Genomic DNA, 12599 nt, shown 5'->3' on the forward strand with positions numbered 1-12599 from the left:
TGGAGAGCCTCCAAGTAATCACGGTATTGGAAAAAACCGGCCGGGGCACAAGGGTTTCCTCAAAACTGAGGACACCTCTACTTACCCGGAATTACGGGTATGCAAAAGAGAACCTGGCTCACCTTAAGCCTTGTCCTGCGCCACGATCGAGGCCGAGATGATGGCCCCGCCCCAGCGGCGATGACCGATGCAGATCGGCACCGGGTTGCCGCTGGCGGTGGTGTTCTTGGCTGAGCCGAAAGCGTAGGACGGCATATTCGCAGGGCTGCCGCTTTGTGAAAGGCCTTTGGCCTGGGGGCTGAGCATCTGAATAACGCCCCCGATAGCGAGCGAAGCGCCCATCATCATCATCCCTGCTGTGAGGGGCGTAGCTGTGCCTCCGGACGCTAATGTCAGCACCGCACCGACAGCGAACAGAACCACTCCAACCACCGTTTGGAGTACCCCCCCTCGCTTGCTTCCCGCGATGACTGGCATCACCACCAGTTCGCGGGCGCCGCCCAGCTCCAGTTCCTTGTCGCCGATGTTCTTCCCATTCTTGAACACCGCAAAGCGTAGCCCTCGCCCCTCTGCGGTGATCAGGTCCTTTGCGAACCCAGGGAAATTCACATCCAGCGCTTTCATGGCTTCGGCCGGATCACCTCGCTCCAACACCATGTGATGGACTTTTCCATACCGCTGGCCTAGAAACCCACCGAGACGGATTCGGGTGCGTGGGGTGTAATTGATTGCAGACGTCCCCATCACACGGCCTCCTGCGGCATCGGAAGGTGCACGCCAAGGCGCCGGGCTAGCATTTCCCGTGACTGGAGCGCCTCCAGGCGGATCGCCGCCTCCCGCTGCGGGTCAGGGTTCCAGTTCGGCGCATAGACACTCATATAGGCCCGTGTGCCGCCAAGCGTGCCTTTCAACAGATCGGCAGAGGTGCGCGCCTCGTCTTCGGTGAAGAACACGCCATCTACCTTCACGTGCTGGCCGGATTTGACGTGCTGTACATCCCACAGGCAGTAGCAGGGGCTGCAGTCGTGGCGGGTAAAATCAGCCACCTGGCACGCTGCTTGAAATCGTTCCTGAAACGATGTCTGTGAGGGTTGGTTGATCGTCATCCTGTAGCTCTCCGGATGTTAACGCGAGGTGTTAAAGCGTTAACTTGGCAGGGTTAAAATAAGTTAAAGCGATTAACCTCCTAGACTCTGGCAATATCTCTCGAGCCCAGGCGTTGCGCGGATTCCAGCGTCATGCACGCTCGGCATAGCGGTTAACATGGCTTTAACATTTTTTAACAGCGGGAAAAAATCTCTACGTGCGGTCGGGGGCGGTGTCCGTAGGCAAAGGTCCCACGGTTTTGACCCGCCCCCTCAGTAGTCCGGCGCGCTATAAGGCGGCGCCGATCGGATCTGCTCCAGCGCTTCCGCAGCGCTCAAGCCGTTGGCCAGCAACCGGTCGACCTCTTTGCTCAACCTTTCCCGCTCCTCTATCTGGCGCAGCAAGGCGCGGGTGTGGGCGATCTGGTTGAGGGCTCGTTGAACTGGCTTTGGTAGATGTGTATGGCTCATGGTTTTCTCCGATATGAATGAAAAGGCCCGCAGTACGGGCCTGTGCTGATCACCCCGCAAAGGCAGGGCTCCAGCTGCTGCGGTCACGAGGACGTGATACTCACAGCCAACCCGCGTCAGGCATTACTTCGATGTTTTGCCCGCAGCGGCAGCGGCGGTGCCCAACGTCACCAGGCGTGTGGCGGTCGGAGCGAACACAGCCAGGCCGGCACGCAGCTCTGCAAGGATGGTCACCATGTTGCGGCGGAAGTTGTCGCCGTCGTGGCGGCTGGCCTCAACGGTCACCTCTTGGCGGTCCAGTAGCGCGGCCACGCTGGTATCAAGGATCAACGCTTCACCCTGTGGCATACCGTTGGTGACGACGACTGGAGTGCCCCACAAGCTCGGAGGCGCAGGGTCACGCGGCGTGCCGATCACATACTGGCCGTCGCCACCCTCGGCACGCTCGCTCTCTATGGCAAACCAGTCACGCGGGTTCATCACGATGACGTTTGGGTTCCAACCCTCGGCCTTGAGGTCAGTGAGGGCAGCACCGATACGGTCAGCAGGCTTGCCAGTGGTGATACCGGCAGCGATGGCCTGCTTCTTGAATCCGAGAATTTCACCTGGTCCGCCTTCGCCGTTGATGAGCTCGGCTTCCAGCTTCTGACGAACGCCCACGCTCATCAGTGTGTCGATCTGCCCCTCGAGCTGTTCATTGTCCTGCAGCACCTGAAGGCTCGCCGGAATCCAGGTGGCGATGGTGGCGATCTCCGCTCGCTCCATTTTGGTCGGCATCGAGCCTTCGGCTTTCTCCTCACCTTCCTCTTTCTGGTAGGCCGCGCCGTTGAGATAGCCATCCAGTCGAACGAACTCATAAGTTGCGCTGGTAACCGGCACAACGGGCAGCACATCCAGCAGGCTCAGCCGCGGCTGCGGGATACCGCGAATGCCGCCTCCATCGCGCTGAGGTGCGGTTGGGTAGCTGGTCGAGCCAGTGACGCCTTTGCTGGGGTTGGTGATCGCAGCGCGAACGCCGACTTTGCAACTGATTTGCCCAGTGGACTTACCCCCGGCCCGAAAGCCGTTAATGCCCTCTGCGGCAACTACCTGGCTTGTCACAGCATTGGATGTAGCGGAGTCTCCATTGGCGCCACGGCGGGCGCTGACATTGACCATCCTCTGCTCAACCTCAAGCAGGCGAGCGCTCATCTCCTCGCTCTTGTTATCTAGGTGCTTACGATGATCTGTGAGCTGTGCACCGACGAGTCGCAGGCTTTCGTTAATATTTTCGACGTCTTTTTGGTACTGATTTGAGGTGCTCATTCATTTCTCCGGGGTGTCTAAACGATGCCGTCTACCCTATGCGCGCGCGCACACCCCGGTCAGCGGTTAACTTCGACGCCCTCAGTCGGTATCCGTCGCAAACCGTACTATGTCGGCGATTTTGTAGAACCTCCGATTGCCCCGGCGCACGAACGGCAGGGGTGAGCGACCCTCTGCAGCCAGACGGCGCAGGTAGCTGGGTGCATATCCCAGCAGGTCAGCCGTGGCCGGCTCCGGCACCAGGCCACCGATTAGCGGCGTGATGCCGGCCTGAGCCAACCGCTGGGTAACGTCCTGTTCAACGTCGACCATGATTTACATGCTCCTCTGTGATGCATCCGACTTTTCGCCAGAGGCCTCGTGTTGTACGGCCTGTGTCGGATTTCGTGGGATTTCGTATCTCGGATATGTCTCGCCTGTGAGTGCGTTCAATCCGAGTCGGTCTAAATGGTCGTGCCAGCGTTCCAATGCTTGTCGTTTGAGCGCTTCGGCGGTGGTGTGGATGTAGGTCGCATCCATGTTGCGCAGGGCGTGGTTCACCAGCATCTCGCCCACCAGGTAATCAACGCCTAGGTCCATCCAGCAGGTGCGGGCGACCTTGCGCACGTCGTGACTGGTCCACTGGCGGTCGCTCAGTTCGGCAAATACCTGGCTCGCTGCCGTGGCTCCCAGTGGCCCGCGCCGGCTAGCGGGGAACAGGTAGGCACCTTGGTAGCCTTGCGCGGTCTGCTGGGCCTGATAGCGACGCAGCAGTGCACAGGCTTGGCGGGTCAGCGGTAGCGTGTGGTTCTGCTTGGTCTTGGTGTCATCTGCCGGGATAAACCACTGGCCGGCCTGCAGATCGACGTTGCGCCACAGCGCGCTGCGCGTTTCGCCCAGGCGGGTGCCGTGGCATAACATCATCAGCGCTAGCAGGGCGTCACCCGGCCGCGCCTCGCTCCAGCTCGCCAGCTTGGCCAGCAGATCGGGCAAGTCGTTCTCGCGCAGCCGAGATGACTTGGGCTTGATCCGCACCGCGACGAAATCCCCGAAGCGCAGCGAACCCATGGGGTTCTGATCGATCATTCCGAGTCGGTGTGCCTTGCGCATAGCCACTGCCAGCACGTTGAACACCAGGCGCACGAACGAAAGCGCATAGCGCTCCTGCAGTGGCCACATCAGAAGCTGGTCGAGTGTGACCTTACTCACCTCTACCAGCGGCAGGTCATGCAGCCGTGGCGCCAGGTGACAGCTGATGGCCGACTTCGCTCCGGCCTTGCGCTTGGCCGACAGGTTGCGGTCGCGCAGCATGCGATCAAGGTACCAGTCCAGCAGCTCACCGGTACTGCTCCAGGTGCTGGTCAGCGAACTGGCCTCGGCATCTGCGGCACGACGCCCTAGGATGGCCGGCAGCGCTGTGAGCATGGCCTTGACGGTCAAGCTGGGGAAGTCGCCGGCCTTGCCCCACTTTCCCCTGACCACGACATGCCAGGCGCCCCGGGTGCGGTCGACGGTGGAATAGCGGAAGCGCAGTTCGGGATAACGCGGGTCACGCAACTGGCGCACCGGCTGGCCGGCCTGCTTGCGGATCTCGGCGTCAGTGAATGTGATGTGTCTGGTTGTCATGCATCGCGCCTCACGGATACAGATTGAAGATCTCTTGGAGTCGAATTTTCGGACTTCAAATGAGTGACTGCTCTCAGCGCCAGCGACTCCACCTGGTCAACCGTGCTGGTGACACAGCCTGGCCGGTTAATCTCTTGAGCCGACTCGGATCGGATCAGCCGAAACAGACCAAACGATCTGTCTCGATAATCCACTGTGTTGATTCCTACACACTGTGTTGATAACGACACGGTGGATGAGAATTCCCGCCTACCTCGTTGAGCGTTCGAGGACTTCTTGCCTAGCTGTTTGCAGAGTCTCGTCATGGCCCCACCTCAGCGCCTGGCCAGCGCACACGAACGTCAGCCAATGCTTCGTCGCGGGTGATCGGCTCGCTGATCATGGTGAAAGGGCGGCACCCCGGCACCAGCACCGCCCAGTTGCAGCGGCGCTCGATGCCATCGTTGGCGGCAAGCTCTGCCAGCAACGCCAGCCGATGCGCTTTTACATACCTGCGAATGTCGTCGGTGATCAGCGCCTTTGGTCCGACGACAACCCGCATCCCCCGCTTGCGAATTGAGAGCCCCTGGTCCCGCAGATAGTCGACTGCCGCCATTACAGCTCCTCCTCATCGGGACCAATGTCGAAGTCCTCGGTTAAGGTGCTCAAACCAGAGCACTCCAACTCAGTTGCAGGGGTGGGCGTCCCGGAAAGGGTGGGCCTGCTTGCCAGAGCATTTAGATGCTCATTCGGGGAATCTTTAAGGTGCTCATTCACCGACGACCCCAGCACCCACCACCAAGAACCGCCACCTCTCCGGCCTTCTTCGCCAAGCCGTACTGCTTTGGCTCCGACGACGTGCTGCGCTCGGCGCACGCTCGCCCAGGCACACCCCGAGGCTTGAGCGGCTTTCTTGATTTCGCTTGTCGGTACGGGGCCGCGCGCCAGCAGATCCAGCAGAAACCGCTGGGCCTTTGCCAGCCCTTTTGAAAGGTGGCCAGAGTCACGGCCCATCTCTGATAGATCGCCGACTGCGCTCTGCACTTAGCTGCTCCCCGTTCCGCTAGCTGAATTCCGCTGAGCGTCTGGCAGGCAATCCAGCGCCAGCTGCTGAGGCGGATTGTCGACCACCAGTTCCAAGTGGCCACTCAAGGCGCTTGCCTGAGCGGCGAGCATTTGCGGCTGAACAAATACCGCGCACTTGCAACAGCAGCCGGCAATAGTCCACGGCAGCCATTCGAAAACCAGAAACGTGTAGCCGCCCGCTCGCTTGCAACCGGCATCGACCAGCGATCGGCACCGGGCTTGTTCCGTCCTAACTCGGCTCATTTCAAATCCCTGTGGTGGTAATAGTTATAAAGGGGCATAGTTTTTGAACCTGAAACCCCACCGAAACCGCCTATAAGGGTTCATTTTTTGAGCCGTTATCAGCTCTTGGATGGCGCTTGGGCCATGGAACGGTTCCATTTCTGAACCGTTCCTGTTCAAAAATTGAACCCGGTAAACGGCCAAATCATTCGCTCAGCTTCCTCATTGGTCCCAGCGTTGGGCCGATCTCGAGCTGCCGGCCAGGGCACTCATGAACTCGAATCCAGGTGAGGGCATAAAGCGCGCATCGGGCGCCCTCGCGGCCTTTCATGTTGGTTCTGGTGCGAGCGATCAGATTTCGCTGCTGCAGCCCTTGTAGCGATGCCGCCAGCGTTGCCTTGGCCATGCCTCCGCGCTCCTCCATCATCGAGTGGGTGGCAGCCAGGTCCCCGTTGTTGTTCCCGCGGTACTGCGAGAGCAGCAGCATGAACACCTTCAATTCGGAGCCGGTCATGGTCAGAAAATCGGGGTGTTCGCCGAGCAGCCTGGGGATCATGTACGCGCCACGACCTCCCCAATCTGAGTCGCGGCGGCTCTTCCTCTTGGTCACCAGCGCCTCAGCTCTGCGCCACTCACCCGTGGTTCTGTCTGCACGGAATTGGTCTCCCTAGCCATGGCTCACCTCCGGCACATTGGAGCCAGCGAAGGCCCGGCAGACCTGACCGTTGTTCACCGCGTGCCAGTAGGTCAGCTCGTCCAGCGAGTCGATGATGCAAGCGGTCACAACCGCATCAGCACTGCGCAAAATTACGAGCCCGCACTCTGCGGCGGCCTGGCTCAGGAACGGCCCCAGCAAGGCCCGCTCGACCTTCGGATGGGTCACGTAAAACAGTTCGGTGGCTTTCTTGGAGCAAGCCGATCCCGTCGGCGCCAATGCACCGTTTCTTTCAGACATGGTTTAGGCCCTCGGCGTGGTTGAGGTCAGGGGATCAGCGTCAACGGTTGCGGACAGGCTGGATTCGAGCTGATCCGCATAGCAGTCCAATTTGCTCGACCACTCTGTGAGGTCGGCGATGCCAAGTGCGGCCAAGTCTTTGGCAATGTGAACACCGCAGGTCTTATCGATGATCATCGTGAAGACTGCGTGCGCGTTATCAAACGCTTGCTGCACATCGCGCAGGTCGTCCAGCGCAGTCCATGCCGCCAGCTCGAGCCGAGTTGCGTTTGTGCAGTCATGTGTGCAGTTCATTGTTCACCTCCAGCTTAAATTCCACGCCGCCAAAGGTGTAATGCAGAGTGCAGAGAGGCTTTATCGTAAGTGATATTTCCCCGACATTATTGATCAGGCCAAGCATACCGCCGGCGATCTCCAAAAGAGCGAAGGTGCTTGAGATGGTGAATTCAATTGCGGCTAGCGGCCGGGTGGGCGCTTGCGGTGAAAGGCTCATCGCACACCCCCTTGGGATTCAATAGCGCGGGCCTGATTCATGTGGTGGTTGTAGCGCTTCAAGCGGACGGACAGGGACGAGTTTGCGTGGAGGGCACTCAGAGCCATCTTGCGATGAGCTTGGGCACGGTGTTGCTCATTCGAGGCACGGTCATTTTTGGTGCCGCCGTTGTGCTGGCTGATGCGTTCTGTCACGATAACTTCCTCTCGTTGGTGCCTACCAATGCGATATCGCGGGAGAGGTGCTGCAACACCTTCTCCTGCACTTGCTCTATTGACTCAGCGCCCTGTGCCGTTTCCATTTGGCTAGGGCGCTGCGTTAACTCCCATGGCTCTCCATCGATCGTCACTCCGATCCATTCCGGCTCACCCTCAAGGGCAATATGCCGAACCTTCCCGAACATCGCCTTGTTGACATCCTTGCAGAGCTGCAACCAGTGGTCATGATCACTCGCCGATCCGACTTGGGCTTTAACCCAATCAGGTAGCTCGCCTCTGATCCGCATCTCATTCAAGAAAGTCCACCACATACTCGCCTGACTCCGCTCAGCTTCCACCAGGCCGGCCAGCACTCGTCTTTGGCTCGGGTTGAGCGTTACCAACGCCAACTCAGGAACAGAATCCAGGCACATGCCGTACCTCCCGAACTGGCGTAACGAGAACCTCCAAAACATCTAGGCGCACTAGTCGACAGCCTGAAGGGCAAGTGATGGTGGCAAATAGATTTCCGGCACCATCAGCGATGCCTAGCTGTGCGTCTCCCAGCTGGACGACGGATGTCCAGGCAGAAAGTCGAAGCTCGCCCAGCACGTGGCCTGATGAATCAACAACATCAAGGCTCATCGAGCATTCTCCACGGCCACGCGATTGATGTAGGTCTCCAGTTCCTTTGCCAGGATCATGCGACGACGCCCTAGCTTGAAGCTTGGAAGGTCGCCGCGAGCTACGATCTCGTAGAGCATCGAGCGCGCTACGCCGATGACACGAGCAGCATCGTCAATGCCGAGGGCGAGCGGCTGGAATTGGTTGGTCTGGGTCATCTGTATAAAGCTCCAGTTGTGAAAACCTCACGTCCGGACGATACTGGACGGTGTAAACACTATATTTGTAAGTAACACGCGATGCAAGCTATCGCTGTGTAAGATTTTCTGAGGAGCGATGAATGGCAAACCGATCGAAGAAAGCTGTGATCTCCGCCCGGATCGATCCGCTACTGAAAGCTGGCCTGGAGCTCGCAGCCACCACTCAGAACGAGAAAATAGTGGCGTTGCTGGAATGCGGCATACAGGGTGTGCTCAGCGCAACGGTCGTCGATGACCCTTTTGGGGAAAAACCGGACGACAAGACCTCATTCATTGAATTAGTAGAAAAAATTTGGTCAGAGGATGATGTTGTCTACAAGCTTAGAGTCGGAGGTTTAGGTTTCAAATACGCTGATCTAGAAACCGTCGACATTGCAACCTTAGTTTCACGTGACGAATATTTCAGAGGTGACTTCAATCTGTATGGCGACTTGAAGGTTAATCGCTCAGCAGCAAGCTACATGCCTGCAGAGATACATATTGATTTAGAGTTGGTCAGGGGTGAGTGGGCAATGCTGAATGAGTACGTCAGATTCATTCAAAAAAACAAAATCTTAGATGTAAATTATCATGGCTTCAAAGCCATGATAAAAAACTCCTAGTCAAAGTAGTTCAACCGCCGCAGCCTTGCTGTCTGGTGCAAGGTGGGCGTAACGCAGGGTCATCTTGAGGTCGGCATGCCCCAGTAGATCCCGGATAGTATTGAGAGGGACGCCCTTCATTGCTAGTTTTGAGGCGAAGGTGTGTCGAAGGTCGTGCCAGCGGAATGAGCTCACTTTCGCTTCTTTCAATACCCTATCCCAAGACTTTTTGACATTATCCATTACGCCGCCAGTCTGGCTTGGAAAGAGCAGAGGTAGGCCACTAGACTGGGTTTCCCACTCTTTAATAGTTTGCAGCGCTTCCTTGTTCAGCGGGATGTGCCTGGTCTGGTCTGACTTTGCGCCCTCCCCAACTACTGTCAGCGTCTTTTGTGAAAAATCAATATCCAGCCAAGTCAGATTAAAAAGTTCGCCTCTGCGTAGTCCGGTGTTCAGGCTGATGATCGCCATCGGCTTCAGATGGTCGGCGAACTTCTTGGCCCTCAAGTCGGGTAATTCTTCTTTCTTCCGTTCCCGCCGCCACCGGTTGGCGCTGTCACGTTCGCCCCTAATGCGTTCCTCCCGATCGTCCAGGACCTGACGCAGCCGCCGTTCCTCTTCCGAGGATAGGAATCGAACCCGGGCGCGGGTGTCGAGCCGCATCGGCTTCAGTTTGGTCATCGGGTGTTGATCGAGGGCGCCCCACTCGACTGCCTTGGAAAGCGCCCCGCGGAGGGCTGCCAGCTTTCTATTGGCGGTGGCATCCTTCAGCCCGGCAGCCAACCACTTCACCCGCATAGCCTCTAGATCGCGTTGGGTGATGTCTGTCAGCGTTTTACGCATCAGTGCGCCGAAGCTGTACTCTATGGCGTGTCGGGTCTTCTGGTGGGCTTTGTGGTGGGTTTCCAGCCACGGGTAATAGCTCTCCTCCAGGTAGCTCTGAAGGGTGTGCGCAGCTCGACGCTTACTCTTGGTAGCCACCAGTGGGGTGCCGTGGGCGTGGGCCTCAGCAAGCCACCGAGCAGCCTCGGTGCGCGCCTGGTCCAGGGTCATCATGCCGACTCGCCCCAAGGTGGCGGCTTGGTTCCGGCCCCAGGTCACCATATAGCTGGCGTGGCCACTGGGCAGCACCCTGATCGACAGGCCCGGCTGTGCGGTGTCGTGGATGCGATATGCCTTCTCTTGGGGCTGGATGCTGGATAGAACCTTGGCGGTGATCTTGGTTTTCATGGCTGGTTGTCCGTGACAGCAGGGTGACAGCAAAAATGACTATACGGACCTGTCTTGGTGGACTCAACCGGACGATATTACCCAATGATTACGGGTTTTCCCATGTAATCATTGCGCGCAGTAACGCACTCGTAACGCGAAGGTCGCAGGTTCGATTCCTGTCTCCGGCACCAGACAGATTAGCCAATAGCGATTTTCGCTAGCTGGCTGCAATAGATGCCCGCCTCGTGCGGGTTTTTTTGTCCATTCAGATCCGCAGTTTTTGACTTGTTCGTGCGTGGTTTTCCACTTAAGGTTGCACGATTTTCTAGATAATGCTTATCTTGATTTGTTGTTCAGGCCAGTATTTACGGCGCAAAATCCAGACTTTTTCTAGATAATGATTTCTCTGTTTAGAGATGTTTTTGAGATGCCCCAATTTTCTCACCATGATCTGCAGCTACTCAACCCATCCTTCGACTCCCCGCTGGTTGATGTACTGGCCGAGCTCGAATTTCTGCGCAGGCTGAGGTTGGAAGGGGATACCCCACCTCAGGTGTTCTTTCAGCTGAAAGCACTTTTCCATACGCTGGAGAGCTTGGGCTCAGCCCGGATCGAAGGTAACCACACCACGCTGGCGGACTACATCGATAGCAAGGTCGAAGGGAAAGCCGAGAGCACCGACCAGTTGCTGGAAATTGCCAATATCGAAAAGGCGATGGACTACATCGAAGAGGTGATTCAGCCCGGTGCAAACCTTACTGAACACATGATTCGCGAATTGCACGCCATGACTGTAACGGGCTTGCGTCGTGAAGGTGACAAAACCCCCGGCGCCTACCGTGAAGGGGCTGTCAGGATCGCCCAGGCCGAGCATCTGCCCCCGGACGGTGTGCTGGTGCCGCAGTACATGCAGGAGTTGGTCAGCTTCATCAACCGCGACGACTCTCCGAAATACGCGTTGATGAAAGTCGCCTTGGCGCACCACCGTTTCGGCTGGATTCATCCCTTTGGCAATGGCAACGGGCGCGTGGTGAGGCTGCTGACCTATGCGCTGTTGATGAAGTACGGCTTTAACGTGAACACAGGGGGCCGGGTACTCAATCCCACGGCAGTGTTCTGCAATGACCGCGACAAGTACTACACCATGCTGGGGGTTGCTGACACCGGCACCACTGAAGGCCTGGAGGCATGGTGCACGTATGTGCTGCAGGGCATTCGCGACGAGCTGGAAAAGGTGGACAAGCTTACCGACTATGGCTACCTCACAAAATGCATTCTGTTGCCGGCAGTGAGCTTTGCCCGCAGCCGCGACTGGATTAGTGAGATCGAGGAACAGATCTTGGTCAGCGTTGTAAAGCTGAAAGTGGTGAAGTCGGGTGGCATTGCTCAGGCCATTCCCAAGCTCACAGCTAACCAGCGTACGTACCAGATCAAAAATCTGCTGGAGCAAGGCATGCTTGTGCCGATCAGTCCGGGCTCAAGGCAATACACCATTGGTTTTTCCAGCAATTACTTGGTGAGAGGGGTCATTAAGGCGCTGAGGGAGCAGGGGTTCATTCCAGAACCGCTCGATAGAGCCTGAGTAAGCACGGGAACACAGCATTCTTTCACTCCAAGCGGCCCGAAGCCGTGGGGTGTACTAGCCGCAAAGGGCTCGAGCATTAAAGGCATTGTAAAATGGGCCGGCGTGTTGGTTATGTGCGGTGGCAGCAACCCCTAGCCGTATTTTTCCAAACTGGCGCGGCCTTTGGGCACGTTACCCAGCCAAGCGTGTTGTGATGCGACGCAGCGACCTGGGTTCGCCAGAAGAAAACGCCAGCGGATCGACTGTCTTGTCAAAAATCTAAAAGCCAGCGCAACTCCCTGTGGGAGCGGGTTTACCCGCGAACACGGGCGAAGCCCGTGCCATCAAATCCGCCTTCCAGCCCAAGAGTATTCCCGGTTCAGCCAAACACCTGGCCTATCGAGATCGACGCAATATTGCCCCACCCTGCAACTCCACAGGCGTAGAACTGGCCGTGCAAGCGCTGTCGATGACAGCACCCCAAGTGACCCGGACCTTAAAGGTCACGCCATTCTCGCGGTGGTTCGCCCCCAAATGGCGATTCGCATCCAGCAACTCGCCCGGTCACCTCCCCGGTGATGGATGCCTACTTCAGATCATGGCCCTCGTGCGCCAGACAACACTTTCTACGTCGCTGCCCTGCAGCAACCTGTCCGCTTGGTCGAATCTCGCGCCAACCTGCGCCCGTCTCTTTCTCCTGGAAAGAGACGGGCGCTTCTAACGCTGCTGCAGCCCTTATCGCATTTGGCTTTGCGGCTACTCCACTCGTGACAATCGGCGTGACAAACGCCGATGTCACCAGCAACGGCGCTGTAGATGATGGTGCCGCAGACCACGGAATGGACTGCACCTGACTGACAGTCAGATATGCCCCGGTCATCGCATTGCTGCTTGCACCTGGCTCAGGATCTCGCGGCACTGGTCTCGTCAGCCAATGCAGCCTCCACCCGCCCACCGGTA

The 12599-nt window shown here is 57.8% G+C and carries 17 protein-coding genes; 2 read left to right on the forward strand and 15 right to left on the reverse strand.

The genetic code is table 11. The annotated features are described in order from the left end of the window. Positions 1-123: 123 nt before the first annotated feature. The 14 genes from ACQZ2L_RS19290 to ACQZ2L_RS19355 all read right to left on the reverse strand — a co-directional run bounded on the left by ACQZ2L_RS19290 (position 124) and on the right by ACQZ2L_RS19355 (position 8240). Entirely contained in the window at positions 124-744 is a 621-nt protein-coding gene (locus ACQZ2L_RS19290) for a tail assembly protein (protein WP_430327408.1), read from the reverse strand. Next, complete coding sequence (locus ACQZ2L_RS19295) at positions 744-1106, reverse strand: hypothetical protein (RefSeq protein ID WP_430327409.1); 363 nt, start codon at positions 1104-1106, stop codon at positions 744-746. The genes ACQZ2L_RS19290 and ACQZ2L_RS19295 overlap by 1 nt, the downstream gene beginning before the upstream one ends. A gap of 252 nt (positions 1107-1358) precedes the next feature. Then, the gene (locus ACQZ2L_RS19300) at positions 1359-1556 is read right to left on the reverse strand and encodes a hypothetical protein (protein WP_430327410.1); all 198 of its coding nucleotides are present in this window, start codon (positions 1554-1556) and stop codon (positions 1359-1361) included. 123 nt (positions 1557-1679) lie between these two features. Continuing rightward, entirely contained in the window at positions 1680-2861 is a 1182-nt protein-coding gene (locus ACQZ2L_RS19305; protein ID WP_430327411.1) for a phage major capsid protein, read from the reverse strand. 81 nt (positions 2862-2942) lie between these two features. Continuing rightward, positions 2943-3173 carry a hypothetical protein gene (locus ACQZ2L_RS19310; RefSeq protein ID WP_205300022.1) on the reverse strand — a complete coding sequence of 77 codons (231 nt, stop codon included), beginning with the start codon at positions 3171-3173 and terminating at the stop codon, positions 2943-2945. A 3-nt stretch (positions 3174-3176) separates the two neighbouring features. After that, positions 3177-4466, reverse strand: coding sequence for a tyrosine-type recombinase/integrase (locus ACQZ2L_RS19315; RefSeq protein WP_430327412.1), 1290 nt, complete (start codon positions 4464-4466; stop codon positions 3177-3179). 301 nt (positions 4467-4767) lie between these two features. Further along, positions 4768-5061, reverse strand: a complete 294-nt coding sequence (locus ACQZ2L_RS19320) for a hypothetical protein (protein ID WP_430327413.1) — start codon at positions 5059-5061, stop codon at positions 4768-4770. Continuing rightward, positions 5061-5489: a hypothetical protein gene (locus tag ACQZ2L_RS19325; protein ID WP_430327414.1), complete on the reverse strand. Its 429-nt coding sequence runs from the start codon at positions 5487-5489 to the stop codon at positions 5061-5063. Before ACQZ2L_RS19325 ends, ACQZ2L_RS19320 begins: the two co-directional genes overlap by 1 nt. 469 nt (positions 5490-5958) lie before the next feature. Then, positions 5959-6309: a hypothetical protein gene (locus ACQZ2L_RS19330; protein ID WP_430327415.1), complete on the reverse strand. Its 351-nt coding sequence runs from the start codon at positions 6307-6309 to the stop codon at positions 5959-5961. A gap of 111 nt (positions 6310-6420) precedes the next feature. Next, positions 6421-6708, reverse strand: a complete 288-nt coding sequence (locus tag ACQZ2L_RS19335; protein WP_430327416.1) for a hypothetical protein — start codon at positions 6706-6708, stop codon at positions 6421-6423. 3 nt (positions 6709-6711) lie between these two features. Then, positions 6712-7002: a hypothetical protein gene (locus ACQZ2L_RS19340; RefSeq protein ID WP_430327417.1), complete on the reverse strand. Its 291-nt coding sequence runs from the start codon at positions 7000-7002 to the stop codon at positions 6712-6714. Next, positions 6986-7201, reverse strand: coding sequence for a hypothetical protein (locus tag ACQZ2L_RS19345; RefSeq protein WP_430327418.1), 216 nt, complete (start codon positions 7199-7201; stop codon positions 6986-6988). Before ACQZ2L_RS19345 ends, ACQZ2L_RS19340 begins: the two co-directional genes overlap by 17 nt. Before the next feature lie 190 nt (positions 7202-7391). After that, complete coding sequence (locus ACQZ2L_RS19350; protein ID WP_430327419.1) at positions 7392-7832, reverse strand: hypothetical protein; 441 nt, start codon at positions 7830-7832, stop codon at positions 7392-7394. Positions 7833-8039: 207 nt separating this feature from the next. Beyond that, entirely contained in the window at positions 8040-8240 is a 201-nt protein-coding gene (locus ACQZ2L_RS19355) for a helix-turn-helix domain-containing protein (protein WP_182407800.1), read from the reverse strand. A 122-nt stretch (positions 8241-8362) separates the two neighbouring features. Between ACQZ2L_RS19355 and ACQZ2L_RS19360 the strand changes: the two genes are divergently transcribed. After that, on the forward strand, positions 8363-8884 hold the full coding sequence (locus ACQZ2L_RS19360; RefSeq protein WP_430327420.1) for a hypothetical protein: 522 nt from the start codon (positions 8363-8365) through the stop codon (positions 8882-8884). On the opposite strand, the gene ACQZ2L_RS19365 is transcribed toward ACQZ2L_RS19360, so the two are convergent. Next, positions 8885-10093 carry a tyrosine-type recombinase/integrase gene (locus ACQZ2L_RS19365; protein WP_430327421.1) on the reverse strand — a complete coding sequence of 403 codons (1209 nt, stop codon included), beginning with the start codon at positions 10091-10093 and terminating at the stop codon, positions 8885-8887. A 409-nt stretch (positions 10094-10502) separates the two neighbouring features. Between ACQZ2L_RS19365 and ACQZ2L_RS19370 the strand changes: the two genes are divergently transcribed. Continuing rightward, positions 10503-11657, forward strand: a complete 1155-nt coding sequence (locus ACQZ2L_RS19370) for a Fic family protein (protein ID WP_430327483.1) — start codon at positions 10503-10505, stop codon at positions 11655-11657. Positions 11658-12599 lie beyond the last annotated feature (942 nt).

This window comes from Pseudomonas shirazensis (assembly GCF_050496565.1).
GTDB classification, from domain to species: domain Bacteria; phylum Pseudomonadota; class Gammaproteobacteria; order Pseudomonadales; family Pseudomonadaceae; genus Aquipseudomonas; species Aquipseudomonas shirazensis_A.